Annotated in this window: 25 protein-coding genes; 13 read left to right on the forward strand and 12 right to left on the reverse strand. The window is 68.2% G+C overall.

All coding sequences use genetic code 11. From position 1 onward, the window contains the following. Positions 1-36: 36 nt before the first annotated feature. Positions 37-1,341: a DUF418 domain-containing protein gene (locus DW307_RS17225; RefSeq protein WP_168441060.1), complete on the reverse strand. Its 1,305-nt coding sequence runs from the start codon at positions 1,339-1,341 to the stop codon at positions 37-39. Positions 1,342-1,509: 168 nt separating this feature from the next. On the opposite strand from DW307_RS17225, the gene DW307_RS17230 reads away from it, so the two are divergent. After that, on the forward strand, positions 1,510-2,055 hold the full coding sequence (locus DW307_RS17230) for a DUF6611 family protein (RefSeq protein WP_315070093.1): 546 nt from the start codon (positions 1,510-1,512) through the stop codon (positions 2,053-2,055). Positions 2,056-2,133: 78 nt separating this feature from the next. Further along, positions 2,134-2,658 (forward strand): VOC family protein, encoded by a 525-nt coding sequence (locus tag DW307_RS17235; RefSeq protein WP_136025311.1) that lies wholly within the window; start codon positions 2,134-2,136, stop codon positions 2,656-2,658. Here the strand turns inward: DW307_RS17235 and DW307_RS17240 are convergent. Then, a complete protein-coding gene (locus DW307_RS17240) occupies positions 2,655-3,257 on the reverse strand; it encodes a hypothetical protein (RefSeq protein ID WP_136025312.1) in 603 nt (200 codons plus the stop codon). The genes DW307_RS17235 and DW307_RS17240 overlap by 4 nt on opposite strands. After that, the gene (locus DW307_RS17245; protein ID WP_136025313.1) at positions 3,254-3,775 is read right to left on the reverse strand and encodes a hypothetical protein; all 522 of its coding nucleotides are present in this window, start codon (positions 3,773-3,775) and stop codon (positions 3,254-3,256) included. Before DW307_RS17245 ends, DW307_RS17240 begins: the two co-directional genes overlap by 4 nt. Positions 3,776-3,914: 139 nt before the next feature. Between DW307_RS17245 and DW307_RS17250 the strand changes: the two genes are divergently transcribed. Next, on the forward strand, positions 3,915-4,904 hold the full coding sequence (locus DW307_RS17250) for an NAD-dependent epimerase/dehydratase family protein (RefSeq protein WP_029259711.1): 990 nt from the start codon (positions 3,915-3,917) through the stop codon (positions 4,902-4,904). Between the two features lie 10 nt (positions 4,905-4,914). Here the strand turns inward: DW307_RS17250 and DW307_RS17255 are convergent, their stop codons facing one another. Together DW307_RS17255 and DW307_RS17260 are read right to left on the reverse strand one after the other, a co-directional pair. Next, on the reverse strand, positions 4,915-6,021 hold the full coding sequence (locus DW307_RS17255) for a fatty acid desaturase family protein (protein WP_136025314.1): 1,107 nt from the start codon (positions 6,019-6,021) through the stop codon (positions 4,915-4,917). A 255-nt stretch (positions 6,022-6,276) separates the two neighbouring features. Beyond that, positions 6,277-7,251, reverse strand: a complete 975-nt coding sequence (locus tag DW307_RS17260; protein ID WP_240750736.1) for an arsenic resistance protein — start codon at positions 7,249-7,251, stop codon at positions 6,277-6,279. Between the two features lie 103 nt (positions 7,252-7,354). Here DW307_RS17260 and DW307_RS17265 point away from each other — a divergent pair, with 103 nt between their 5' ends. Beyond that, positions 7,355-8,044 carry a GntR family transcriptional regulator gene (locus DW307_RS17265; protein WP_240750744.1) on the forward strand — a complete coding sequence of 230 codons (690 nt, stop codon included), beginning with the start codon at positions 7,355-7,357 and terminating at the stop codon, positions 8,042-8,044. A gap of 34 nt (positions 8,045-8,078) precedes the next feature. On the opposite strand, the gene DW307_RS17270 is transcribed toward DW307_RS17265, so the two are convergent. Further along, entirely contained in the window at positions 8,079-9,635 is a 1,557-nt protein-coding gene (locus tag DW307_RS17270; protein ID WP_136025315.1) for an amino acid permease, read from the reverse strand. 317 nt (positions 9,636-9,952) lie between these two features. Between DW307_RS17270 and DW307_RS17275 the strand changes: the two genes are divergently transcribed. Continuing rightward, entirely contained in the window at positions 9,953-10,978 is a 1,026-nt protein-coding gene (locus DW307_RS17275) for a TerC family protein (RefSeq protein WP_136025316.1), read from the forward strand. A gap of 94 nt (positions 10,979-11,072) precedes the next feature. Beyond that, positions 11,073-12,353: a hemolysin family protein gene (locus tag DW307_RS17280; protein WP_021198116.1), complete on the forward strand. Its 1,281-nt coding sequence runs from the start codon at positions 11,073-11,075 to the stop codon at positions 12,351-12,353. 106 nt (positions 12,354-12,459) lie between these two features. Here DW307_RS17280 and DW307_RS17285 read toward each other — a convergent pair whose 3' ends face one another. The 5 genes from DW307_RS17285 to DW307_RS17305 form a co-directional block, all read right to left on the reverse strand. After that, a complete protein-coding gene (locus DW307_RS17285; protein ID WP_136025317.1) occupies positions 12,460-13,365 on the reverse strand; it encodes an arginase family protein in 906 nt (301 codons plus the stop codon). Between the two features lie 40 nt (positions 13,366-13,405). Next, entirely contained in the window at positions 13,406-14,326 is a 921-nt protein-coding gene (locus DW307_RS17290) for an SDR family NAD(P)-dependent oxidoreductase (protein ID WP_029266026.1), read from the reverse strand. Positions 14,327-14,358: 32 nt separating this feature from the next. Next, positions 14,359-15,036 carry a cation transporter gene (locus DW307_RS17295; protein ID WP_029266024.1) on the reverse strand — a complete coding sequence of 226 codons (678 nt, stop codon included), beginning with the start codon at positions 15,034-15,036 and terminating at the stop codon, positions 14,359-14,361. Further along, positions 15,036-15,371, reverse strand: a complete 336-nt coding sequence (locus DW307_RS17300; protein ID WP_029259720.1) for an ArsR/SmtB family transcription factor — start codon at positions 15,369-15,371, stop codon at positions 15,036-15,038. Before DW307_RS17300 ends, DW307_RS17295 begins: the two co-directional genes overlap by 1 nt. 64 nt (positions 15,372-15,435) lie before the next feature. Next, the gene (locus tag DW307_RS17305; protein ID WP_021198111.1) at positions 15,436-15,984 is read right to left on the reverse strand and encodes a hypothetical protein; all 549 of its coding nucleotides are present in this window, start codon (positions 15,982-15,984) and stop codon (positions 15,436-15,438) included. 155 nt (positions 15,985-16,139) lie between these two features. Here DW307_RS17305 and DW307_RS17310 point away from each other — a divergent pair, with 155 nt between their 5' ends. The 3 genes from DW307_RS17310 to erm all read left to right on the forward strand — a co-directional run bounded on the left by DW307_RS17310 (position 16,140) and on the right by erm (position 18,930). Continuing rightward, on the forward strand, positions 16,140-17,342 hold the full coding sequence (locus tag DW307_RS17310; RefSeq protein ID WP_240750746.1) for a sensor histidine kinase: 1,203 nt from the start codon (positions 16,140-16,142) through the stop codon (positions 17,340-17,342). Continuing rightward, positions 17,339-17,941 carry a response regulator transcription factor gene (locus tag DW307_RS17315; protein WP_136025318.1) on the forward strand — a complete coding sequence of 201 codons (603 nt, stop codon included), beginning with the start codon at positions 17,339-17,341 and terminating at the stop codon, positions 17,939-17,941. The genes DW307_RS17310 and DW307_RS17315 overlap by 4 nt, the downstream gene beginning before the upstream one ends. 224 nt (positions 17,942-18,165) lie before the next feature. Then, on the forward strand, positions 18,166-18,930 hold the full coding sequence (gene erm / locus DW307_RS17320) for a 23S ribosomal RNA methyltransferase Erm (protein ID WP_136025319.1): 765 nt from the start codon (positions 18,166-18,168) through the stop codon (positions 18,928-18,930). 57 nt (positions 18,931-18,987) lie between these two features. On the opposite strand, the gene DW307_RS17325 is transcribed toward erm, so the two are convergent. Further along, positions 18,988-19,800 (reverse strand): alpha/beta fold hydrolase, encoded by an 813-nt coding sequence (locus DW307_RS17325; protein ID WP_136025320.1) that lies wholly within the window; start codon positions 19,798-19,800, stop codon positions 18,988-18,990. A 151-nt stretch (positions 19,801-19,951) separates the two neighbouring features. Here DW307_RS17325 and DW307_RS17330 point away from each other — a divergent pair, with 151 nt between their 5' ends. The 4 genes from DW307_RS17330 to DW307_RS17345 all read left to right on the forward strand — a co-directional run bounded on the left by DW307_RS17330 (position 19,952) and on the right by DW307_RS17345 (position 25,130). Beyond that, positions 19,952-20,458, forward strand: coding sequence for a methylated-DNA--[protein]-cysteine S-methyltransferase (locus tag DW307_RS17330; protein WP_021198106.1), 507 nt, complete (start codon positions 19,952-19,954; stop codon positions 20,456-20,458). A 104-nt stretch (positions 20,459-20,562) separates the two neighbouring features. After that, positions 20,563-21,966 carry a threonine synthase gene (thrC, locus tag DW307_RS17335; RefSeq protein ID WP_136025321.1) on the forward strand — a complete coding sequence of 468 codons (1,404 nt, stop codon included), beginning with the start codon at positions 20,563-20,565 and terminating at the stop codon, positions 21,964-21,966. 238 nt (positions 21,967-22,204) lie between these two features. Continuing rightward, on the forward strand, positions 22,205-23,542 hold the full coding sequence (locus DW307_RS17340) for a purine-cytosine permease family protein (protein WP_136025322.1): 1,338 nt from the start codon (positions 22,205-22,207) through the stop codon (positions 23,540-23,542). Between the two features lie 40 nt (positions 23,543-23,582). Then, entirely contained in the window at positions 23,583-25,130 is a 1,548-nt protein-coding gene (locus DW307_RS17345; protein ID WP_136025323.1) for a hydantoinase/oxoprolinase N-terminal domain-containing protein, read from the forward strand. Position 25,131 lies beyond the last annotated feature (1 nt).

The raw sequence follows: 25,131 nt of genomic DNA on the forward strand, positions 1-25,131 counted from the left end.
GACAACTCGCCTGAGACAAGATGACGGATGTGTCGATCAGCCTTCCGCGGATTTCCGCGCTTCGCGCGTCGCATTTCGTGACATCTCTCGTGGGATCGGACACACGCGGCTCCGGGTGAGGAATCGGAAGCTGACGTCCCAGACGTACTCGAGCGGTCCCTTGCGGAAGCGGCGCATCCAGAGGTTCGCGAACAGGATCACCAGAGCGGCGATCACGAAGAACATCGCCAGGGTTCCGACCAGCGGGTCGAGCGTCTCCGCAAGCGGCGAGTGGCCGATGATCGACTGCGCCACCCGACCGAGGATGTTCTGGAGCACGTAGCAGCTCAGGGCCATCTGTCCCACAAGGGAGAGCGCGCGTCCGACGAGGCCGATGCGGTGTCCTCGATAGAAGGAGGCCATGAGGGCGAGGATGCCGAACGCGACCAGCGGCGCGGAGAGGAACCTGTTGAGTCCGAACGTCTCTTGCATGAGGAAGAACACGACCTCGCCGGGAATGCCCGCACCGAGGCCGACGATCATGACCCATCTGCGCAGTCGCGCGCCGCGGGCGTCGAACAGTCCGTGGCGGTAGAGCATGGCGCCGAGGGTGAAGACGACGAGACCGAGGGTGAGGATCGAGCCGGTGTCGGTGCCGACCGTCAGGTCGGAGAACACGGTCAGGGTGTTCATCTGCACCTCTTCCCAATATGTCGGCCTGCCGCCGACCGTCGGGGACTCCCCGGGGATCACGAGGCCCGGGAACATCATGACGCTGCCGGTGAAGAGGGGGAGAAGGATGAGCGTGACGTGCGTCACGAGCGCCACGCCGATGAACACCCACTGGCGCTTCTCCGGGAGCAGCAGGACGAATGCCACGACGAATCCGAGGACGGCGTAGGCGCGGAGCACATCGAACTGCACCACGAAGATGTAGTTGAGCATTCCGTCGACGAAGAGCAGGCCGGCACGGACGAGGTAGGTGCCGGGCCATCGCCTTCCGCGCCGGAGGGCTGCCTGGCGCTGGATCTCGAGCCCGATGCCGAACATGATGGTCAACAGGCCCAGGAACTTCCCTTCTGAGAGTGTGGAGACGAGGTCCTGCCACCAGATGTCGACCACCCGCTCGCCGAAGAACGCCTGGAACAGCCAGACGTTGCTGGCGAGAGTGCCGATGATGGCGACGCCGCGGATCACGTCGAGCGAGGCTATGCGGCCAGGCGATGCCATCGCGGTCGTCTCGGGTGACTCGTGCTCGGCCCGCCCGTCCCCTGCCTGCTCCGGGAGGGGGCGGTCGCCGTGGGGCGGCTTCGCCGTACGGCGATAGCGGGGAAGGGCAGCTGGGGCAGAAGTCTCTGTCATACCTCCAGTCCAGGGCGCGCACCGTTGCGTGGCCGTATGCCGTTCTCGATATGAGGACGATATGCCGACCGCGGAGGCGTCGCCATTCCGCATGGAAAGCGCCGGCCGCCGTATGGGTTCCGTCTGTCAGGCGCTCAGAGGCACGCGTCCGGGAGCAACGTGGGAGGCATGTCCGTGTCCCGTCCTCCCCATCACGTCCCCGCGCAGACACTGCCGAGCGCTTCGTGCCCTCCATGCTGGGGCCATCTGTCGAGGACCGTGAGCCACTACGGCACCGTCGCGTGCGTGCTCGCGGTCTATCCGCCCGACTCCACGGACGTGGAGCGGCGCATTGCCGAGGCGCACCGCTGGTTCACTCCGCTGTCGCTCGGCGGTGGCGTCGTCGCGTGGGTGGTGCTGTGCGCCGCGGGTTTTTCTCCGTTGCTCGCTGCGATGCTGCTCGTCGCTGCTCTGCTTCCGATCGGCATCATCCTGTCGCGGCGCTCGCGCAGCATCCGTCGGCGCGTGGTCACGGTATCGGCATGTCGGTCCGGGCTCAGCGAAGACACCGCGGCCGAGCGCGCCCAGCAGCTCCGTCTGGAGACCCTGGCCCAAGCGCTCGGCGACGCCGCTCTCGCCTGCCGTCAGGGAGTGATCGGTCGTGATCGGTTCGACCGGGTGTGGACGGCGGCCTACGCGCAGGCCGCTGTCATCGCGACCGGTTCCGCCCGGTGAATCCCCGGCTTCTCGGCGACTGTCCGAGGCCCCTTCTACTGTGTGTCTCACTCCGCAGACCGGGAAGAGGGAAGAGCCATGACCGCGGCCACGAGCGCAGCCCCGAACGGCTACACGAGCGTCGCCCCCTGGGTCGTCACCGACGACACGGGCGCGCTGCTCGACTTCATCTCCCAGGTCTTCGACGGGGAGGAACTGGCGCGGGTCGACACGGAAGACGGTCTGATCGGACACGGTGAGATACGCATCGGCGACACCGTCGTCCTCGCCTTCGATCGTCGGCCGGAGTGGCCCGTGATGCCGAGCCTGCTTCGGGTGTGGGTGCCCGACGCCGCAGAGGCCTTCACCAGAGCCGAGGCTGCAGGGGCGACCGTGGTGACCGCCCTCAGCGACAACGCCTTCGGCCAGCGCGGTGGGCGTATCAAGGATCCGTTCGGCAACATCTGGTGGGTCGTGAGCCACGTGGAAGACGTCGATGAAGAAGTGATGTGGCAGCGGCTGCAGCAGACCGAGTATGCCGACCAGATGCGCGTCGCGCAGGAGACGCTCGACGCCGAGTTGAGCGGTCGTGCGCACGGGCGCAGCAGTGCGCCGACGCGCTAGTCGGCGAACGGCTCACCCCGATACTTGCGGCACACGCCTCCTGTCTCTTCGACATCTTCCGCGACGGCGTCGACGACCGCGACGGCGGCGGTGCGCGTGCGCGGTGCGACCTGGCTCAGTGCGAGGGCACCGGTGCACGCGAACACGATCAGGTCGCCGGGGGAGAGCGCCTTCGGCAGCCGGGCGTGCAGCCGTGTGTCGTCTTCGTCGGTGCGGAGGACGGTCTGCACCAGGTCTCGAGCCCGGGGCGTGCGCAGTCGCTCGACGTGGGTGACCAGCGGGACGATCGCGCGGAGATCGCAGTCGACGGTCGCCGACGCCTCGCGATGCCACCCCGGAGGCTCTTCGCGGGCGGTGATCCGTGCCACCACCAACGTCACGTGCGAGTCCGCTTCGGGGTGCGCCGCAGAGGGCGCGACGGGCGCGATCAGTATGCAGGGGGTGCGTCGTTCGCGCGCGAGATCGGACAGCGCTCGCCCGGCGACGACGATGTCGTGCGCACCGATCACGGTGTCTTTCGGCCACAGCTGCCGTGCATCGCGTCGCGGGTCGTTCCATACGAATGCGGTCGAGTGCAGCACCGTGTGCAGGACGGTCATCGTGACGCCTCCACAGAGAGCGCGGCGGCGGCGCGTGGACGCACGTTTCGGAGCGTGACAGCACCGACGCAGGGGACGACGACGAGATCGCCTTCCCGGAGGTCGGCAGGAAGAGGCGCGATGGGGTGCGGCCAGGCCACGCCGCCCTCCTCGCCGGGGATCAGCTCGATCTTCGTCATCCGCGCCGAAGAAGCCCGGCCGATGAGGCGGCACTCCTCCCACGCGGCATCCACACCGTCGAACGAGCAGTCCGTGAGCGCGATGCGCTTGTCCTCCTGGGTGTCGACGCGCAGCGTGATCCGGAACAGCAGCACGGTCACGTCGGTTCCCGCGGTCGGCAGCGGCAGGTCGCCCGTGAGGACCGCGGGTGATCCGCTGATCTCGAACAGCCGCAGGAGCGAGATGCCTCCCACCACGACATCGGTGGTCGTCGGGTGCGTGTGCACCGGCCACCTCCATCCGTCGAGGGGAGTGGGAATGCTCTGTCGAAGGGTGGGAAGGATCTCCGTGAGGGTCATGACTCCGTCCTACGCCTGGGTGATCCTGGCGATGAAGGAGTCTCACGGAACCCATGCGCGTCCATCCCGATCACTCACGACGTCCCGACCTCGTCGAAACGACGCCGACCCGGCGACGCCGGCGTGACAGGATCGGGACATGGGCACACAGGACATCCTCTTCATCGGCGGCAGCGGTGTGATCAGCGCGGCTTCGGTGCGACGGGCGGTCGAGCTCGGACATCGAGTCACCGTTCTCAATCGCGGTCGCTCCGAGGAGAGGGCGCTGCCGGAAGAGTCCGAGCTCCTGCAGGGCGACATCCGCGACGCGGACGCGGTGCGGGCAGCGCTCGGGGACCGCGAGTTCGACGTCGTGGCCCAGTTCACCGCCTTCACCCCCGCCCACGTGCAGGCCGACATCGCGCGTTTCGCCGGCCGGACCGGGCAGTACGTGTTCGTCAGCTCCGCGTCGGCGTATCAGAAGCCACCGTTGCGCTTCCCGATCACGGAATCGACGCCGCTCCGCAATCCGTTCTCCGGATATGCGCGCGACAAGATCGCCTGCGAGGACGCCCTCACCGCCGCGTATCGCGACCAGGGCTTCCCCGTGACGATCGTCCGCCCGTCGCACACCTACGACCGCACCAGCATGCCCACGCTGGCCGGGTGGAACGACGTGGCGCGGATGCGCGAGGGTCGGCCGGTCGTCGTCCACGGCGACGGTACCTCACCGTGGACGATCACGCACACGAACGATTTCGCGGTGGGTTTCGTCGGCCTCTTCGGGCGCCGTGACGTGCTCGGCGACGTCTTCCACATCATGGGGGACCACGCGCCGACGTGGGATCAGATCTACACCTGGCTGGGCGAGGCGGCAGGGGTCCGTCCCGAGCTGGTGCACGTGTCCTCCGACACGATCGCCGCAATCCGGCCGTCGTTCGCCGCAGACCTGCACGGCGACAGGGCTCACCCGATGGTGTTCGACACCGCCAAGATCCGACGTATCGTCCCCGAGTTCTGCTCCCGTGTGCCGTTCTGGATCGGTGCGCAGGAGATCATCGAGTATCACGATGCCACGCCGGCCCGACAGGTCGTCGACGCCGATCTCGACGCCGATCTGGACCGGATGATCGCGACCGTCCGCGGCTAGAGGCGGCGGTTCACGACCGCAGCGGCACCCCGATCGCGAGCCGCTGATCCGCGAGCGGGCAACGGAACACGTCGCGCTCGCCGAGACCGACCCGGTTGATGTAGCGAACCACGATCGCGTATGAGGCGAACAGGCCGACCTGGGTGTACTGCACGTCGTGCTCCCGGCAGTACGCGGCGATGATCGGGGCGGCGCGACGCAGATGCGGGCGGGGCATCGAGGGGAACAGATGATGCTCGACCTGGTAGTTCAGTCCACCCATGGCGACGTCGAGGAAGCGGCCGCCGCGCACGTTCCGACTCATCAGCACCTGCCGCCGCAGGAAGTCCAGGGTCATGTCCCGAGGTACGACCGGCATTCCCTTGTGGTTGGGGGCGAAGGCGATCCCCATGTAGAACCCGAACAGTCCCAGTTGCACCGTCAGGAAGACGAAGGCGATTCCGGGGGACAGCACGATGAACACCAGTACCAGGTATCCGATCATGCGGACGCTGAGGAACGTGATCTCGGCCCACCGGCGTTCGAGCCGGCCCCGCGCGAACATCCGCCGCACGCTCGAAGCGTGCAGCGAGAGTCCTTCGAGGAGCAGGATCGGGAAGAACAGCACGCCCTGATGTCCGCGCAGCCACGTGATGACCGGTCCCTGGTGCCTCGTCGCAGCCTCGGCGGAGACGGCGATGACGGGGAGCTCGATGTCGGGGTCGGAGCCCAGCTTGTTCGGGTTGGCGTGGTGGCGGGTGTGCTTGTGCTGCCACCATCCGTAGCTCATGCCGACGAGCAGGTCGCCGAGGATGATGCTGATCCAGTCGTTCCACCGGCCGGACACGAAGATCTGCCGGTGCGCCGCATCGTGCCCGAGGAACGCGATCTGGGTGAACACGATCGCCAGGACGGCGGCGGTGAACAGCTGCCACCAGGTGTCGCCGATCCAGAGGAACGCGAGCAGGCACACGCCCACAGCGATCGGGGCGGCGATGAGCTTCGTCCAGTAGTAGCCGTAGCGCCGGTGCAGGAGCCCGCGCTCGCGTACCTGCTGCGCCAACTCGGTGAAGGCGCTCGGTCCTCGGGACGCGTTGTCGCGCGGACGGGTGTGGACGGTCGGACGGATGACGTCCATGATGACCTCGTCTCCGGCGTCGCCCAGAGCGGGCGGCGGAGGTGTTGTTCTTTCGCGAACGGCCCTTCAGAGCGTCGCGTTCGGATCTTCAGTTGTGCTCGCTGGTGCTGACGGTACGCGCCCAAGCTGGGTGCGCGTTCAGGGTCGGGACGGCGCCCGGCGACTCATGATCGGAAGCCCGATCAGCGTACGCAGCTGTTGGAGTACGTCCCGACAGTGCTCGACGGTCCGCCGGGGCGATGATCGTCGCGGCGCTCAACGCTGCCTGATCAGGCGTGGGATCACCGCGACCATCGCCACCATGACGATCAGCTCCACCATCGTCTGGGTGACGACGACGAGTGGCGTGAGCGTGAACGCGTCGGGCAGGGCCAGAGCGAGCGGGAGCACGACGAGAGAGTTGCGCGTGACACCGCTGAAGACGACCGCGCGGCGGCCCGGCGTGTCCACGCCGGCGACCCGCGCGAGGACTGCGCCGAGGGGCGCGGCGATCACGGCGAAGATCGCGAAGACCGGCACCGTGAGGAACAGACGCCCCCACGCGCCGCCAACGGCGAACACCTGCGAAGCGACGACGGCCGCGAGGGTGAGCATCATCAGCGGCACCATCGCCGTGGCGGAACCGCGTTCGATCACGCGGGCCGAGGCGAACCTCCTGGTCAGCACTTGGGTCAGTGCGGCGAGTGCGAGCGGCAGTGCGATCAGCAGCAGGAACGCGTCGATGAACGGGCGCGGGTCGACGACGCTCATCGCATCGGTGCCGAAGAAGAGGGAGAGGTAGACGGGGAGCAGCAGCATCTGCAGCAGCATGAGCAGCGGTGTCGCGGCCAGAAGTCGGGAGCGGTCGCCGCCCGCCAGGCCCGTGAACACGATCACGTAGTCGACGCACGGGGTGAGCAGCACGAGAAGCACCCCCAGCAGGATCGCCTCATCGGCCGCCACCACTCTGCTCACGCCGAAAGCCAGCGCCGGCACCACCACGAAGTTCAGGAGCAGAAGCGTGCCGAGGAAGCGCCCGTCGACGAATGCCCGTCCGATGTGCGCGAACGGCACGCCCAGGAACGTCGCGAACAGCAGAACGCCGAGGAGCGGGGTGACCGCCGACTCCCACACCGGTGCCGTCGAGGGGGAGAGGAGGCCGACGACGGCGCCGACCGCGATCGACGCCAGGTACAGCGCCACCTGATGCCGTTCTCCCCATGCCGTGAACGCGCGCACGGTCACCTCCACGACCCGGTATTCTCTCGCCCGTTACGTCGGATGCGATACATTGCAGTGTAGGTAGAACTTCAGGCTCTACAGCGATTCCGTGCTCGAGTGGAGGACAAAAGCGGTGGCACTCTCAGGCGGACCCCTCGAGCGCAGGTCGATGAGCGACGAGGCGTACAACCGGTTGCAGGATGCGATCATCAGTGGCGAGCTGCGCCCGGGTGAACGTCTGCGAGACTATGAGCTCGCAGAGCGCCTCGGCACGTCGAAGACCCCGATCCGGCATGCCCTGGACCGCCTCGCCGACCATGGTCTCGTCGAGATGCAGCGCAACCGCTACACCCGCGTCGCCCCGATCGATCTCGATCAGGTCCGCAACGCGGTCGATCTCTTCGGAGACATCTGGATCGGCTCGGTGCGCCATGTGATGCCCCTGATCCAGGACGACGACATCGCCTATCTCACCGAGCTCGCCGACGAGATGTCCGCGGCGGTGAAGGCACGCGATGTGGCGGGGTTCGGTATCGCGCTCCGTGCGGCCGCCACCGGATTCGCGCGCATCGAGGGCAACGCGTCGCGAGCCGTGATCATCGAACGTCTCGGGCCGCAGATCCGGAGGTTCAGCCAGCACTCGCGGGATGCATTCGACTGGGAGGTCGTCGGTGCTTTCGTCGTCTCCCTTCGGGAGGCGATCCTCGAGCGTGATGCGGTGAAGACCCGCGCGGTCCTCGTCACCTTCTTCGACGAGGTGCTCCCCGCCATCATCGATCGCGCCCAGGAACAGGAGCTCATCCGCTCCGATATCCAGGACTAGCGGGCTCATCCAGTTCTAACGGATTGCAGCTCGCTCAGGCCGAGTCGGACGTCTCCGTCGGTTCAGGCGTGAAGTTCGCACCCTGTCGCAGCGCCTGAACCTCGCTGATCCTTCGCCGGGCGAGGAACCAGCCGCCGATCAGTGCGGGGACGATGACGATCAGCGTGCCCACGGTCCAGGTTCCGGTGGGGTAGTCGAACGCCATGAGGACGATCATCGACGCCAGGAAGGCGAGGGTGAGGTAGGACGTGAACGGCGCCCCGAACAGTCGGAACGACGGCCGCACGATGCGTCCCTGCAACGCCCAGGAGCGGAGGCGCAGTTGGCACAGGATGATCGTCGCCCACGCGGCGATGATGCCCAGCGCCGACATGTTCAGCACGATCTCGAAGGCGTCGTCGGGAACCGCGAGATTGAGCAGGACCCCGATCAGGGCGAACCCTGCGGTGAAGAGGATTCCGGCGACCGGGACACCACGCCTGCTCATCATTCCGGCGACCTTCGGGGCCGCACCGGAGGCGGCGAGGGAATGGAAGACGCGGCCGGTCGAGTACAGGCCTGCGTTGAGCCCGGAGATCGCGGCGGTGATCACGACGAAGTTCATGGCGCTCCCGGCGATCGCCCCGATCTCCGGGCCGCTGATGTGGGTGAAGAAGGTCACGAAAGGACTCTCCCCGGCTCGGTAGACCGTATACGGGAGCAGGAGTGCGAGCAGGAGTACCGACCCCACGTAGAAGACGCCGATCCGCAGGATCACGGAGTTGACGGCTCGAGGTACGAGCTTGGCCGGATTCTCGGTCTCGCCGGCAGCCGTACCGATCAGTTCGATCGAGGCGTAGGCGAACACGACGCCCTGCATGACGATGACCGCGGGAAGCACGCCTTCGGGACTGAAGCCTCCGTTCTCGCTGAGCATCTGCAATCCCGTCGGTCCCTGATCCGTCTCCCAGCCCGCGGCGAGGACCACGATGCCGATGAGGAGGAAGGCGACGAGAGCGGCGACCTTGATGATCGAGAACCAGAACTCCATCTCGCCGAACAGGCGGACCGAGACGAGGTTGAGTCCGACCACCACCACCAGCGCGACCAGGGCGAGCAGCCACTGGGGTACGACGTCGAACGCCGACCAGTAATGAACGTACAGTGCGACGGCCGTCGAGTCGACGATCGCGACCATGCCCCAATTCAGCAGGTAGAGCCACCCTGCGGCGAAGGCCAGCTTCTCGCCGTAGAACTCGCGAGCGTAGGAGATGAACGATCCGGATGACGGCCGGTGGAGCACCAGCTCGCCGAGCGCTCGGAGGATGAAGAACGCGAAGACACCGCAGATCAGGTAGGAGACAGCGAGCAGGGGGCCGGCCGTGTGCAGTCGTCCCCCCGCTCCCATGAAGAGGCCGGTGCCGATCGCTCCGCCGATGGCGATCATCTGCAGATGCCGCGCCTTGAGAGAGGTGTGATACCCGGTCTGCTCGTGTGCGAAGTCCTGGACCGACGTCGACACGTCGCCGAGCCTCTCGCGGTCGTTCTCGAGATCAGGGGCCCGGTCTCGGGCGCCCGGCTTCTCGGCGGCATCATCGCTGGCGTGCGGCATCGCGGCTCCTGTCTGGTCGGGTGACGCTCCGCAGCATCGGACGCGACCGAAAAGGGATAGACGGGTAATACGTGAAATGTTACTGATTCACGCGTCGAAACCCGATATGCCGTTCTCTCTCGTGGCGTGACGTTATCAGCAGATCCACAGGAAGAGCAAAGGGTCTTCTCCTAATCTGAAGACACCCAAGGGGAGTACTCCGACACGGTGGGGTCGTCATTACGGATGCACGTCGCATCCCGGGCCACCGGTTCCATGTTCCATGGAATGGAGAAGACTTTGGCGGTACTGTCGTACCCCGAGTCTGGAGTCCGCATTTGGATATCACCCCCCTGATCTGGATCATCACGATCGCGGTCACGATCGCCTTCTTCGTCTACGAGTTCTTCGCTCACGTGCGCACACCGCACGAGCCGACGATCGCGGAATCGGCGCGCTGGTCGATCTTCTACATCAGCCTCGCGCTGCTGTTCGGTGTGGGTATCGGCGTCTTCTCCGGGTGGACGTTCGGCGGCGAGTACTTCGCCGGATACCTCACCGAGAAGGCCCTGTCGATCGACAACCTGTTCGTCTTCCTCATCGTGATGACGGGTTTCGCCGTGCCGAAGAAGTACCAGCAGAAGGTGCTGATGATCGGCATCGTGATCGCGTTGATCCTGCGCGGCATCTTCATCGCCGTCGGCGCGACGCTCATCGAGAACTTCTCGTGGATCTTCTACCTGTTCGGCGCTCTGCTGCTGGTGCTCGCCTATCGTCAGGCGTTCAGCAACCACGAGAGCAACCCCGCGAACGGGCGCTTCATGACGTTCGTCCGTCGGCACCTGCCCGTCAGCGACGAGTACAACGGCGACCGGCTCACGGTCGTGAAGAACGGCAAGCGCTTCGTCACGCCGATGCTCCTCACCATCATCGCGATCGGCTTCATCGACCTGGTGTTCGCGGTCGACTCGATCCCCGCCATCTACGGCCTGACCGACCAGGCCTACATCGTCTTCACGGCGAACGCCTTCGCGCTCATGGGACTGCGACAGCTGTACTTCCTCATCGGCGGTCTGCTCGAGCGCCTCGTCTACCTGGCGCAGGGACTCGCCGTCATCCTCGGATTCATCGGCGTCAAGCTGGTCCTGCACGCTCTGCACGTCAACGAGCTGCCGTTCATCAACGGCGGCCAGGGCGTCGAGTGGGCGCCGGAGATCCCGATCTGGTTCTCGCTGCTGTTCATCGGCGCGACCATCGCGGTCGCCACGGTGGCGAGCCTCATCAAGACGCGCCGTGCACCGGGCGACACCTCCCACGACATCTCATCCGCCGACACCACCACCACCAAGAAGGAGCACTCTTGAGCGCGCAGCGCTGTTCTGACTCTTCGGACTCTGACAGTACGAGCGCCCGGTTCGTCCCGGGCGCTCACCCCACCACAGACGAGGCGGCCCGTTGATGGGCGACCTGCTCTGGAACATCGCCCTCGTCTTCGCGTTCGTGCTGATCGGCGGTGTCTTCGCTGCGACGGAGATGGCGCTGGTCACGCTGCGCGAAAGCCAGATCAATGCGATCGGCCAACGAGGGCGGCGCGGTGCGAAGGTCGCCGCCCTCGCCCGCAACCCCAACACGTTCCTCTCGGCGGTGCAGATCGGTGTGACCGTGGCCGGGTTCGCCTCGGCGGCATACGGAGCGACATCGATCGCGCCGTCGCTGGCGCCGGTCCTCGAGTCATGGGGTCTCGCCCCCGCTCTCGCCCTCACCGTCGCGACCCTCGTGCTCACGCTGGTGATCGCCTACCTGTCGCTGGTGCTCGGCGAGCTCGTGCCCAAGCGTCTGGCGATCCAGAGAAATGCCCAGTTCGCCTACGCGGTCGCGCCTGCCCTCAACGGGTTCGCGACGGTCATGCGGCCGGTGATCTGGCTGCTCTCGGTCTCGACGAACGCCCTCGTCCGAGTGCTCGGGGGAGATCCGCACAAGACGAGCGACGAGATGACCGACGAGGAGGTGCGCGACATCGTGGCGAGCCATCAGGGGCTGCCCGATGATGAACGGCGCATCCTCGATGATGTGCTCTCCCTCCGTGGGCGCCAGGTCAGCGAGGTCATGCGACCGCGCCCCGAGGTCGTCGCCCTCGATGAGGCCGCGAGCGTCGGCGAGGTGATGGCGCAGGTGCGCGACCTTCCCTTCTCGCGTTACCCGGTCTCGGAGACCTCGATCGACGACATCACCGGATTCGTGCACGTGCGTGATCTGTTCGAGGCCGCATCCGACGACCCGGAGCGTCCGCTGAGCGCGCTGATGCGCGACATCCCGTACATCCCCTCGACCGCGCGCGTGCTGCCGACTCTGACGCGCATGCGGGCCGAGGGCCACCACATCGCGGTGGTCGTCGACGAGTACGGCGGCACGGACGGTCTGGTCACCCTGGAAGACCTCGTGGAGGAAGTCGTCGGCGAGATCTTCGATGAGTACGACGCCGAGGTGTTCATCTCTGCGGACGACGGCATCGACGGACGTCTCAACCTGCAGGACTTCGAGGAGGCGACGGGGCTGGCGATGCCGCGCGGTTCATCCGACACCATCGCGGGTTTCGTGACCGAGCAGCTCGGGCGTCTCGCGGTCGTCGGTGACGTCGTGGAGGTGCCCGGAGCCACGATCCAGGTCGCAGAGGTGGACCGCCGACGCATCGCCCGCGTGCGGGTCATGACCGAACCCGTCGTCGAGCCGGAGGCGTGAGTCCAGGCGGTGGCTCTGACGAGTCCGGGCGTCATGAGCCCGGCGGTCAGGAGCCCGGCCGTCAGGAGCGCGGCTGTCAGGGGCGCCGATGTCAGAGGCGCCGACGTCAGGGCCGCCGCACCCGGGTGCCCAGTTCGCCGAGGCCCGCTGTGAGCACCTCGACGAGCAGGCGGGCGTAGCGCCCATCCGGGTCGAGGTCGGGATCGAAGACCGTGATGGAGGCGCCGATCGCGCGCGGCGCGAGTTCCCGCAGCAGTGCGGTGAGTTCCGCCGCGCTGATCCCGCCCGCATCGGGGCTGTCGACCGCGGGCATGATGGTCGGGTCGAGCACGTCGACGTCGAGTTGGAGCCAGTACGCGGGACCGGCGACGGCGGCGCTCTCTGCACCCACGCGAGCGGCTCCGAGAGAGGTGACATCGGCGGCGGGCGTGACGCTGCCGAGGATGCCACGTACCTCGTCGTGATCCTCATCGTCGGCGCGGTGACCGATGTGCGCGGTGTGCGCGGACCGGAAGTAGGGCGCGAGCCCGTCGATGTCGGCGATCGACGGCCAGTGTGCGCCGACCGCGGCGGCGAGGGCCTCCCCGGCCACGCTCGCGCATTCGTCGCTGTTGCCCGGGTGGCGGAAGTCGGTATGGCCGTCGATGTGCACGAGGCCGACACCGCCGCGGCGTGCGGTCGCGAGACCCGCTCCGAGGAGGATCGCGCAGTCGCCGCCGATCACGAGGGGAGCCTCGCCGCGGTCGATGGCCGCGCCGATGCGCGTGGCGAGGCGCTGGGAGTGGTCGATCATCGCGCTCTCGTTGCGCACGCGGCCGGCCGGCCTGGTGTCGTCGTCATCGACGTAGCGGCCGGCGAGGACGACGCCGGAGTCGGAGGCACCGCGTTCGACGAAGCGCGCGAAGAGGCCGGCATCGCGTAGCGCTTCCGGCGCCTTCGCCGCGCCCGGCACGCTCCCGCGCTCCGGCGGGCGCAGGCCGAGGTTCGACGGGGCAGAGAGCAGTGTGATCATGGGCTCATCCTGCCGCGGGGGTCGGACATAGCGGCCCGGATCATGTCGGGAAACGCACCCCGGTGAGGCGCTCTGCCGCGGTCCACAGCTGCGCCCCGATCGCGGCGGAGCGCACGTCGTCCGATGCGGTCACCCGTGTCGGCGTTCCACGGAACTCGAGCAGTCCGCCCGGACCCCAGTAGTCGCCGTCGACGACCTCCGAGGCGGTCGCGGCATGCACGATCGGGAGGGCCCCGCCGTCCTTGCCCTGCACGAGTGCTCGGGTCGGGGAGGCCACGGCACGGACGAAGCCGGAGACCTCGGCGAGGCCCGGTCGTGGGGGAGTGAGGGGATCGACCGCATAGCCCGGGTGTGCGCAGACCGCCGCGCGAGAGGAACCCGACCAGCGTCGCGCGAGCTCGAAGGCGAAGGCCATCAACGATGCCTTCGACCTTCCGTACTGTCGGAGCGAGGAGCCGCTCCACGGTGCGTCGAGGCTGGCGGCATCGAGGGCGGCGGCGTCGAGATGTGCGAATCGGTGCGCGATCGATCCGACGGCGACCACGCGGGCATCCGGGGCGAGGAAAGGCTCGAGCTGGGCCACGAGTGCGAAATGACCGAGGAAGTTCGTGCCCACCATGAGGTCGAGGCCGTCGCTCGTGCGCGCCGAGCGGTCGGCCGCCTTCACCCCCGCGTTGCAGATGACCGCATCGAGTCGCTCGCCGATGCCCGTTGCGGCCAGGGCGATGCTGTCGAGGGAGCCGAGGTCGAGCCCCCGCACGCGCAGGTCGGCAGCCGGAACCCGGCTTCGGATCGCGGCGACCGCGATCTGCGCACGTTCGGGGGAGCGGCAGCCCAACAGCACGCGTGCGCCCCGGGCGGCGAGCTGTTCGGCGCACCAGTATCCGATGCCGGCGTTCGCGCCGGTGACCAGCACTGTGCGTCCGCGCAGGTCTGCGGGCGGGAGGGGAGCGGCATCCATCTCCCCAACCTAGGCGTTGTGCGCGTCAGTGGTCAGTCGTCGTGGTGGTGGTGGTCGTGGTCGTGCGCGTCCTCGTCGTCGAGGAGCATCCCCACCGAGGTCGCGCAGGCATCGCCCTTCCAGGCCTCGATGCCCTCGCGCACCGCGAAGGCGGCGATCACGAGACCGGCGACGGCATCCGCCCACCACCATCCGAGCAGCGAGTTGGCGATCAGCCCGATCAGCACGGCGGCGGAGAGATAGGTGCAGATGAGCGTCTGCTTCGAGTCCGCGACGGCGGTGGCCGATCCGAGTTCCTTGCCCGCACGTCGTTCCGCGAGGGACAGGAAGGGCATGACGGCGACGCTGACCGCGGTCAGGACGATACCGATCGTGCTGTGCTCGGGCCGCTCGGTCGTGACGAGCGCGGCCACGGAGGTGGCTGTCACGTAGAGCGCGAGCGCGAAGAAGGCGACGGCGATCACCCGCAGGGTCGGCTTCTCCCAGCGCTCCGGATCGCGGCGGGTGAACTGCCAGGCGACGGCGGCCGCGGACAGCACCTCGATCGTGGAGTCCAGCCCGAACCCGATGAGCGCGGCGGATGAGGCGACGGAGCCGGCGGCGATCGCGATGACCGCCTCGATCAGGTTGTAGCCGATCGTGATGCCGACGATCAGGCGGATGCGGCGGTGGAGGGTGTCGCGGCGCGCCGCGGTTGCCGTGGCGGTCATCAGCAGGTGCAGCCTTCGCCCGAGCAGCAGTCCGGCTCCACGATGAGGGTGACCCGCATGAGCATGTCGAGGGCTGGAGCGAGGTGGCGATCCGCGAGTCGGTAGCTGCTGCGGCGTCCCTCCGGAACGCTCTCGACGAGCCCGCATCCGCGGAGACAGGCGAGGTGGTTCGACATCGCCTGCCGCGAGACGCCGAGGGCGTCCGCGAGGTCGGCGGGGTAGCGCGGTGCTTCGCGCAGCGCGAGCAGGACGCCGGCGCGGGTGGGGTCCGACAGCGCATGCCCGAGGCGGGCGACGGCGGCCGTGTGGGTGAGGGAGGCCAGAGCAGTGGTCACGCCACTACTGTACAGAAAAGGCTGAATTCAAGAAAACTTGAATTCAGCCCTCTCTGTGAGGGTCTCAGCGGATCGCGTACACCGCGCTTCCGACGATGACGGCCACGACGGTGGTCCAGCCGATGATGGCCAGAGCCTGCCAGAAGAGGATGCGCGCCCTGCCGATGCCGGAAGCCGCGAGCATGGTCGCGGTGAACTGCGTCGGCAGCAGGAGCGGTCCGAGCAGGCTGACCCCCGGAACGCCGTAACGCTCGAACGCACGCTGGAACTTCTCGCGACGCGCGGTGCCGCGGCCCGTCTCGGCCGCATCCGCAGCCGGCTCGTCGATCGTGCCGCCGCCGGCACCGGCGAGCGCCGCGGTCTTGGCGCGCGAACGGTTCACGACGGCCTGTCGGGCTCCGGAGCTGACGAGCACCACCACCAGGACGCAGAGGAAGTTGCCCACGATCGCGGCGATCGCGGCGATCACCGGAGAGATGCCGCCGATGATGCCGATGCTCACCGCCCCTTCGCCCTCGATGAAGGGGATCGCGCCGGCGAGGGCGACGATGAGCGGCTGCACGAGCTCGGGGACCTGGGCGACCAGGTTCTGGAAGGTCTCGATGAGGTTCAAGGGATGCTCCCGGTTGTCGGTGCGAACGGAGTCTCCGCCGCGATGACTCCAGTCCAGCCGAGCGCTCCGTTCGGCGGCAGTGTCGGCCCGTCATCGCTTCCCGGGCGGATCGCACGACGCATCCGTGACAACTGTCACGGCTCTATCGTGGGAGCGTGAGCAGCCGCGTCGAGCCCCTCGCCCCCGTCGAACCGAGTCCGGGGGCGAGACAGCTGTCTCGCGGTATCACGGCGACCTGGTGGTACACCGTGACCGCCGTGATGTTCCTCCAGGTGATGCTGGTCTTCGCGTGGACGGGCATCCTCGCCGCGCAGGGTCAGAACGGTCCGCTGATCCTCGTGGTCGCCGTCGGCGGCCTGGTGTGGTGCGCATCGACGGCGTTGCTCCTGTTCGACTACCGCCACCGTGTCGACGCGGTGCCGGGATTCCGCTGGAGGCGCATCGCCGTCCCCCTGCTCATCGCCGTCGCGTACGGCACCGTCGCCGGGGCGCTTGCCGGGAGCTGGCAGCTCGCGGCGATGCCGATCGTCCAGTCGGTGGTGCTCCTGAACTGGCCGCGAGGCATCCGCATCCGCGTCGTCGTGGCGGGAACGCTGCTCCTGCTGGTGCTGGCCGCCGTCGACTCCTCCGCTCACGCCTTCGGTGCGGTGCTCGCGTGGTGGGTGGCCGTGATCTACACCGCACTCTTCCCCGTGATGACCGTGAGCTCGTTGTGGTGGTGGGATGTGCTCGTCACCCTCGACCGCGCCCGCACCTCGGAGGCGAAGCTGGCCGCGACCCAGGAGCGGCTGCGGGTCGCGACCGACGTGCACGACCTGCAGGGTCACCATCTCCAGGTCATCGCGCTGCAGCTCGAACTCGCCGAGCGTCTCCTGCCGAGCGATCCGGATGCCGGCATGGAGCAGCTGCGCGCCGCGCGGGTCAGCGTCGATGAGGCGCGTCAGGGGACCAGGGACCTCGCGACGCGCTTCCGCTCGGTGCCTCTCGGCGATGAACTCGCCAACGCCCGCGACCTGCTGACCGCGGCCGGGCTCGAGGTGGACGCCGCCATCGGCGCGGATGCCGACTCCGCACCGGCATCGGCCCTCGGCCCGGTCATCCGTGAGACGACGACCAACGTGCTGCGCCATGGCGGCGGGGAACGCGCACGCCTCGTGCTCACGCGCGTCGCGGGCACGTGGCGATACGAGATCGCCAACGACGTCGTGCCCGGCGCGGTCGACGAGCGTGACGGATCCGGATTGGACGGCGTCCGTCGGCGCGTCGAAGAGGTCGACGGCACGCTCGACGTGCGTCGGGACGGGGACGAGTTCGTGGTGGTCGTGACGGTCCCGGCGCGGTCGGAGGAGACACGATGATCCGTGTGCTGATCGCCGACGATGAGGCGATGATCCGCTCCGCGCTCGCAGCCCTCCTCCGGCTGGAAGACGATATCGAGGTCATCGCCGAGTGCGAGGACGGCGAGCAGGCGGTCGTCGAGGCTCTGCGACTTCAGCCCGATGTGTGCCTGCTCGACCTCGAGATGCCCGGGCTCGACGGCGTGCAGGTGGCCGAGAAGCTGCACAGGGCGATCGCGACGCGGTGCGTGGTCGTCACCCGTCACGCGCGTCCAGGCGTGCTGCGCCGTGCCCTGGCCTCCGGTGTCTCCGGCTTCCTGCCGAAGTCCCGTGGGGCCGACGAGGTCGCCGCCGTCATCCGCCGGGTCGCGGCGGGGGCTCGCTACGTCGATCCGGAGATCGCCGCCGATGCCCTGAGCGACGAGCGCTCACCGCTCACGGACCGTGAACTCGACGTGCTGCGTGCCGGTCGGCGTGGGGAGACGACGGGGCAGATCGCACGAGCGCTCGCTCTCGCCCCGGGGACGGTGCGCAACCACATCTCCGTCATCCTCGGAAAGCTCGCGGTCGGCACCCGTCAGCAGGCTGTTCTCGTCGCCGAGGAGCGCGGCTGGATCTGACGGCCGATATGCTGATGCGCATGGGAACGATATGCGCAGCGCCCGTGATGGGGCGCAACCTCGTGTTCCGCGACCGCCGCGCCTGACGGCGCGCTCGCTCATCGCACGCATCTGCGCGCCGTCCACCGAGATGTCATCGCACCTCGGGACGGGCAGTCCTCAGCGACGCCTCTTCGCGTCCTCCCCCCTCCGAGGTGCTCCGATTCTTCTTCTGGAGCGCACTCATGCCTCGTTCGATCCATGGTGGCCGTCACGAACTCGGCCAGAACTTCCTCACCCATCGTCCGACCCTCACCCGCATCTCCGGCCTCGTCCGCCAGACGTCCGGTTCGATCCTGGAGCTCGGCTGCGGTGACGGCGCCCTGACCCGCGCTCTCGCACAGCTGGGCAGGCCGCTCACCGCGATCGACATCGACGAGCACCGCGTGCACCGACTGCGCGCGATGCTGCCCGGCATCCGTATCGAGATCGCCGACGCCACACGTCATCCGCTCGATGCCGAGGTGGTCGTCGGCAACATCCCCTTCCACGTGACCACGCCGATCCTGCGGCGCCTGCTCTCGCGCGGTCGCTGGAACGAGGCGGTGCTGCTCACGCAGTGGGAGGTGGCGCGCAAGCGGGCAGGCGTCGGCGGTGGCACCATGATGACCGCGCAGTCGGCGCCGTGGTTCGAATTCTCCCTCGAGGGACGGGTGCCGGCGTGGGGTTTCTCGCCGCAGCCGAGTGTGGACGGTGGCCTGCTCGCGATCACCCGACGGGGTTCTCCGCTCGTCCCTGTCTCCGATCGGCGAGCGTACGAGGAGTTCGTTCGGGTGATGTTCACGGGGCGGGGAGGCAGTCTGCCCGCCGTCCTCGCGGGTGCGGCGGGGATCCCGATGCCTCGAGCACGACGCGTGGTGGCGGCTGCCGGGGTGACCGGCCGGAGCCTTCCTCGCGATCTGCGTCCGGAGCACTGGGCCGCGCTCTGGCTCCAGGTCTCGCGGGAATGACGCGCTGAGGCCGTCGAGCGCTGAAGGGGCTCGACGGCCGCGTCCGTCACGTCGTCCTCAGTGCGCGAGGACCTCGCGCAGGCGAGCCGAGAATTCCGCAGGGTGATCGACGAATCCCGTGTGGTCGCCGGGGAAACGGGTCGGCTCGATGCCGAGCTGCGCACCGAGTGCCGTCGTCGTGCGCTCGCAGAGCTGGTCGACCGACTCCTCGCCGATACCCAGGACGAGGTCGTCCGCCCGTGCCCGCAGAGTCCCGACGTCGGGCTCCCAGCGCACGCTGGCCGGCAGCTCGTGCTGGAACCAGAACTGCTCGTCCTCCTGATGCTGCGGATCGACCTCGCCGCCGAACCACTGGACGAGCATCTCCTCCGGCATCGGGATGTTCGCCTGCGCGAAGAACAGCCGCCAGGCGCCGACGCGGTCGCCCGAGAGGGCTGCTGCGGTGAGCTCGTCGGTGAGACGACGCTGCTCGACGCGGTCGGGGAGCAGCTCGAGCAGCGGGGGTTCGTGGGCGATGACCGTGGACGCGAGGTCTCCATGCGATTGCACGAGCGCCAGGCTGGTCACCGCGCCGCCGCTCGATCCGAAGACGACCGCCGGCCCGCGATCGACGTGGGAGATGAGTGCCGCGAGATCGTCGGCGCGCTGCTGGGGGCTCGAACCCCGGGAACGGTCGTGGAGGATGCTCCGCTTGGCGCCGCGCGGGTCGGATGTGAGCACCGTGTGATCGGTCGCGAGTTCGACGGCGAACGGCGCGAAGGCATCGGCGTCCATGGGGGCGCCGATCAGGACGAGGAGCGGTCCTTCACCGCGGAGTTCGTAGTGGAGACGGACGTCGGGCAGGTCGAGCGCAGCCGTGGTGGTGCTCATGTGGTGCTCCTTGTCATCGAGGTGGCGTTCCCGTGCTCTGCGGTTTCGGTAGGTCCAGGTTCGCCCCCCGATGCGTCCTGGCGCCATACCCGTCCGCAGAGTGCCGCGGACGATCGCTGTCGCTGTCGCTGTCGAGAGGTACCCTCGACGCATGCCCGCCTTCGCAACGCTCGCGACCTCGGTCGGCGTCATCGGCGTCGTCAGCGACGGTGCGGCGATCACCCGCGTCGCGTGGCGATCGACTCCGCCCGAAGGGAGCCTGGCGCCGTCGGACCCCACCTCCGATCCGCTGCTCGCCGAGGCGCTCGCCCAGCTCGCCGCGTACTTCGCGGGCACCCTGCATCGCTTCGACGTCCCCGTCGATCTCGGGGATCAGACGGTCGCGACGCGGGCGGTCCTCACGGTGCTGCACGAGACGGTCGGCCACGGTGAGACGATCACCTACGGTGGACTCGCCGCGCGCAGCGGCACAGATGTGCCGGCCCGGGGGATCGGGTCGATCATGGGGGCGAACCCCGTCCCGCTGATCGTGCCCTGCCACCGGGTCGTCGCGGGCGATGGGCTCGGCGGGTACTCGGGCGGCGATGAGGGACACGGGCTCGAGACCAAGCGCTGGCTGCTGGAACACGAGGGTGCGTTGCCGACCTCTCTGTTCTGAGCGGCTCTCTTCTGAGCGGAAGCCGCCTCTCGTGTCATCGCGTCATCGCGGACGGGAACACCCTGCGAGAATGGACGGGCCGAGTCCCGAGCCGAGGAGCCAACGTGCAGTTCATCTCCACCCGCGGCGGCATGCAGCCGCAGTCGTTCAGCGAGACGCTGTTGGAGGGCCTCGCGCCCGACGGCGGACTGGCGGTACCCGAGGCCATGCCGACCGTCGACGGCGAGACGCTCGAGCGGTGGCGCGCCCTGACCTACCCGCAACTGGCGACCGAGGTCCTCGGTCTGTTCGCGACCGACATCCCGCGCGCCGACCTGGCGCGCATGACGGATGCGGCCTACGCCGACTTCCCCGACGGCGTGGTGCCGCTGCGGGTGATCGATGACGAGCTCACCCTGGTCGGGCTCTCCGAAGGCCCGACGCTCGCGTTCAAGGACATGGCCATGCAGTTCCTCGGCCAGGTGCTCGAGTACACGCTGGAGCGCAACGACTCCGTGCTCAACATCCTCGGCGCCACTTCGGGAGACACCGGATCCGCGGCAGAGCACGCGCTGCGCGGCAAGGAGCGCGTCGCGGTGTTCATGCTGTCGCCGCAGGGACGCATGAGCGCGTTCCAGCGGGCGCAGATGTTCTCGCTCGACGATGCGAATGTGCACAACATCGCGGTCGATGGTGTCTTCGACGACTGCCAGAACCTCGTGAAGAAGCTCGCAGGAGACCTCGACTTCAAGCGCGCGCAGCACTTGGGTGCCGTGAACTCCATCAATCTGGCGCGCATCACGGCGCAGACCGTCTACTACTTCTGGGCGTGGCTGCGGGCGACGGACGCCGGTGGCTGGACCGAGCTGTCGTTCACGGTGCCCTCCGGGAACTTCGGCAACATCCTCTCTGGGTTCTTCGCGAAGCAGATGGGACTGCCGATCCGGCGCCTCGTGCTGGCGGCGAACGAGAACAACGTGCTGGACGAGTTCTTCCGCACCGGCGTCTACCGGCCGCGCAGTGCGGCCCAGACCCTCGCGACCTCGAGCCCCTCGATGGACATCTCCAAGGCGTCGAACCTCGAGCGGTTCATCTTCGAGCTGGTCGGTCGCGACCCGGCCCGCGTCGTCGGCGCCTGGGACGACCTCGAGGCGCAGGGCCACTTCGACTTCTCCGCCGAGCAGGAGCGCTTCCTGGAGGAGTTCGGCATCGTCAGCGGCACCTCGACGCACGAGGATCGACTGGCGACCATCCGCGCGGTGTACGAGACGACCGGTGAGGTCATCGACCCGCACACGGCGGACGGCGTCAAGGTCGCACGCGAGTACGTCGAGCCCGGTGTGCCGATGCTCGTGCTCGAGACGGCCAAGCCGGAGAAGTTCGCCGAGACGATCCATGAGGCCATCGGTGTGGAGCTCGGCTACGCGCCGGAGCTGCAGGAGATGCTCGACGCGCCTCAGCACGTGACCGAGATGGGTGACGGCGAGCACGCGCTCCGCGCCTTCATCGAGACCAACGCGCTGCACTGACCTTCGACCTCGACCCGCGAGGTGGTCGAGACCACGCCTCGAGCCGAGACCCACCCCTGGCGATGTCCGCAGGGGTGGGTCTCGTCGTCGGTCGTGATGTACCGGCGGCCGTGGACGGAGCGAGTGGTGTGCGATCTGCACATCCATGGGTGATTCTCGTGCGATATGCACATGTCGGCCGTGTGGGAAGCGTCGCTACTGTGGCGCACAACCCGTTCCCTCCTCCCGAAGGATCCTCATGGCACGCACGGCGCACGCAGACGACTTCGCGCTCTCCCGAGTGACTCCCGAGGCCCGCAGACCCTGGTTCGGAATCGCCGTGCAGCGATTCGGGCAGGTCTCGGCCCTCTCGCAGTTCCTCCTCGGCGCGACCCTCGGTTACAGCATGACTTTCGGCGAGGCCGTCCTCGCCTTCCTCTTCGGCTCGCTCATCCTCGAGGTGATCATGTGCGTGGTCGGCTTCATCGGCCAGCGCGAGGGCCTCAACACCGCTCTGCTCGCACGCTGGACCGGCTTCGGCGAGATCGGCGCCTCGCTGGTCGGCCTCGCGATCGGTATCAGCCTCATCGGCTGGTTCGGCATCCAGTCGGCCATCTCCGCGCAGTCACTCGACGCTCTCATGCCCGGTGCCCTGCCGGTCTGGGCCTGGAGCCTCATCTTCGGCCTCGCCGTCACCGCGATCGTGGCCTTCGGCTTCGTCGGGATGCAGTGGCTCGCGAACATCACCGTTCCGCTGTTCCTCATCCTGGTCGGCTGGTCGGTCATCACCGAGCTGAGCCGTCACGACATCGGCGAGCTGCTCACGGGACCGGCGCCCGGACCCACGATGAGCGTCTGGGCCGGAACCGGCATCGTCGCCGGTGGTCTCATCGTCGGTGCGATCATCACGGGTGACATGACCCGCTTCAACCGCTCGCGCGCCGACGTGATCAAGCAGACCGTCCTCGGCGTCTCGCTCGGCGAGTTCGTGATCGGTCTCGCCGGCGTGCTGCTCGCCCACGCGGCCGCCACGGGCGACATCGTCGCGATCGTCACCTCGTCGGTCGGTTTCATCGGTCTGTTCATCGTGCTCACCGGCACCCTGAAGATCAACGACTGGAACCTGTACTCCTCCACGTTGGGCCTGGTGAACTTCATCTCCACCGCGTTCGGCAAGAACCTGCACCGTGTCACGACGACCATCGTGCTGGGTGTCGTGGGATCGATCCTCGCCGCGGTCGGCATCCTCGGACAGTTCACCGAATTCCTGATCGTGCTGAGCGTCGCGTTCCCGCCCATCGCCGGGATCATGGTGGCCGAGTACTACATCGTGCGCCGCTGGCGCCCCGACCTCGACGCCACCCGAGACGCCGGCACCCTTCCGGCGACCGCTCCGCGCATCGTCCCCGCGACGATCGTCGTGTGGTTGGTCTCCGCGCTGGTCGGCTACTTCGTGACCTGGGGCATCCCGTCGCTGCTGAGCCTGTTCCTCTCGATGGTGCTCTACATCGTGGCCGGCAAGCTCGGCTGGGTCCGTGGCGTCGGTGTGGCGACGACACGACAGGCCACCTCGGTCGAAGCAGCAGCAGCGGCCTGAGCCGCCTGAGACAGACACCCCTCACAGGAAAGCGAGAATCATGCATATCGGCATCGACGTCGGCGGTACCAACACCGACGCAGTCCTCATGGACGGCACCCGCACGCTCGCGGGCGTGAAGCACTCGACCACCCCCGATGTCACCGGTGGCATCATCCAGGCGATCGAGGACCTGCGGGCCGGGCACGCCTTCGAGGGCGCCGACGTCGATGCCGTCATGATCGGCACGACGCACTTCATCAACGCGCTCGTGCAGGCCAGCCGCCTGGCACCGGTCGCCGCCCTCCGGCTCGGACTGCCCGCCACGCGGGCGCTGCCGCCGCTGATCGACTGGCCCGAGGTTCTGGTCGAAGCCACGCAGGCCCGCAGCTATCTCGCCCACGGCGGCTACGAGTTCGACGGCCGGCCGATCTCGCCGCTCGACCCGGACGAGATCCGGGCGCACGCGGAGGACATGAAGGCGCATGGCATCCGCTCGGTCGCGATCTCGTCGGTGTTCAGTCCGGTCAACCACGACCTCGAGGTGCGGGCGGCCGAGATCGTCGCGGAGGTGCTGGGTGCGGACGCCGCCATCTCGCTGTCCCACGAGATCGGTCGCATCGGGCTGCTGGAGCGCGAGAACGCGACCATCATCAATGCGGCGCTGCGTGAGCTCGCATCGGCGATCGTCGACGGGCTCACCTCCGCCGTGCGCGCCCAGGGCATCGAGGCGCCGATCTTCCTCAGCCAGAACGACGGCACGCTCATGGACGAGGAGTACGTGCGCCGCTACCCGGTCGCGACCTTCGCCTCCGGCCCGACCAACTCGATGCGCGGGGCTGCTGCCACGAGCGGACTCGACGACTGCGCCGTGATCGACGTGGGCGGCACCACGGCCGACATCGGTCTGCTGATCAACGGCTTCCCGCGTGAGACCGCGAACGAGGTGAAGGTCGCGGGCATCCGCACCAACTTCCGGATGCCCGACGTGCTCTCCCTCGGCATCGGGGGCGGGAGCATCGTCGACGAGGAGACCGCCGAGGTCGGTCCGGCTTCGGTCGGATACAAGCTGACCACCGAGGCTCTGGTCTTCGGCGGTTCCACCTTGACCGCCACCGACATCGCGGTCGCCGCGGGTCGCGCACAGGTGGGTGATGCGAGCAAGGTCGCTCACCTCGACCCGGCATTCGTCGAGCGGGTGCTCGCCCGCATCGCCGAACGCGTGTCCGAAGCCGTCGACCGCATGCGCACCTCGCCCGAGCCCATCGCGGTGGTCGCCGTCGGCGGGGGATCCATCCTGCTCCCCGATGAGCTGCCGCTGTTCGGCACCGTGCACCGCCCGGAGAACTATGCGGTCGCCAACGCCATCGGCGCGTCGATCGCGCAGGTCGGCGGCGAGATCGACAAGGTCTACGCGATCGAACCGGGGCGTCGCGACGAGACCATCGCCGAGGTGCGCGCCGAAGCCGTCGACAAGGCGATCGCGGCGGGCGCGAAGCCGTCGACCGTGTCGATCATCGACTTCGACGAGGTGCCGATCCCGTATCTCCCCGGCAACGCGACGCGTATCCGCGTGAAGGCCGTCGGCGACCTCGACATGGGAGCGTGAC

The organism is Microbacterium sp. K27 (assembly GCF_004794435.1).
Classification (GTDB): domain Bacteria; phylum Actinomycetota; class Actinomycetes; order Actinomycetales; family Microbacteriaceae; genus Microbacterium; species Microbacterium maritypicum_A.

What these genes read in the sequence shown, in the direction of transcription:
- DW307_RS17225 (WP_168441060.1), bottom strand. Translation starts at nt 1,341, where the DNA reads ATGACAGAGACTTCTGCCCCAGCTGCCCTTCCCCGCTATCGCCGTACG.
- DW307_RS17230 (WP_315070093.1), top strand. Translation starts at nt 1,510, where the DNA reads ATGTCCGTGTCCCGTCCTCCCCATCACGTCCCCGCGCAGACACTGCCG.
- DW307_RS17235 (WP_136025311.1), top strand. Translation starts at nt 2,134, where the DNA reads ATGACCGCGGCCACGAGCGCAGCCCCGAACGGCTACACGAGCGTCGCC.
- DW307_RS17240 (WP_136025312.1), bottom strand. Translation starts at nt 3,257, where the DNA reads ATGACCGTCCTGCACACGGTGCTGCACTCGACCGCATTCGTATGGAAC.
- DW307_RS17245 (WP_136025313.1), bottom strand. Translation starts at nt 3,775, where the DNA reads ATGACCCTCACGGAGATCCTTCCCACCCTTCGACAGAGCATTCCCACT.
- DW307_RS17250 (WP_029259711.1), top strand. Translation starts at nt 3,915, where the DNA reads ATGGGCACACAGGACATCCTCTTCATCGGCGGCAGCGGTGTGATCAGC.
- DW307_RS17255 (WP_136025314.1), bottom strand. Translation starts at nt 6,021, where the DNA reads ATGGACGTCATCCGTCCGACCGTCCACACCCGTCCGCGCGACAACGCG.
- DW307_RS17270 (WP_136025315.1), bottom strand. Translation starts at nt 9,635, where the DNA reads ATGCCGCACGCCAGCGATGATGCCGCCGAGAAGCCGGGCGCCCGAGAC.
- DW307_RS17280 (WP_021198116.1), top strand. Translation starts at nt 11,073, where the DNA reads ATGGGCGACCTGCTCTGGAACATCGCCCTCGTCTTCGCGTTCGTGCTG.
- DW307_RS17285 (WP_136025317.1), bottom strand. Translation starts at nt 13,365, where the DNA reads ATGATCACACTGCTCTCTGCCCCGTCGAACCTCGGCCTGCGCCCGCCG.
- DW307_RS17290 (WP_029266026.1), bottom strand. Translation starts at nt 14,326, where the DNA reads ATGGATGCCGCTCCCCTCCCGCCCGCAGACCTGCGCGGACGCACAGTG.
- DW307_RS17295 (WP_029266024.1), bottom strand. Translation starts at nt 15,036, where the DNA reads ATGACCGCCACGGCAACCGCGGCGCGCCGCGACACCCTCCACCGCCGC.
- DW307_RS17315 (WP_136025318.1), top strand. Translation starts at nt 17,339, where the DNA reads ATGATCCGTGTGCTGATCGCCGACGATGAGGCGATGATCCGCTCCGCG.
- erm (WP_136025319.1), top strand. Translation starts at nt 18,166, where the DNA reads ATGCCTCGTTCGATCCATGGTGGCCGTCACGAACTCGGCCAGAACTTC.
- DW307_RS17325 (WP_136025320.1), bottom strand. Translation starts at nt 19,800, where the DNA reads ATGAGCACCACCACGGCTGCGCTCGACCTGCCCGACGTCCGTCTCCAC.
- DW307_RS17330 (WP_021198106.1), top strand. Translation starts at nt 19,952, where the DNA reads ATGCCCGCCTTCGCAACGCTCGCGACCTCGGTCGGCGTCATCGGCGTC.
- DW307_RS17340 (WP_136025322.1), top strand. Translation starts at nt 22,205, where the DNA reads ATGGCACGCACGGCGCACGCAGACGACTTCGCGCTCTCCCGAGTGACT.
- DW307_RS17345 (WP_136025323.1), top strand. Translation starts at nt 23,583, where the DNA reads ATGCATATCGGCATCGACGTCGGCGGTACCAACACCGACGCAGTCCTC.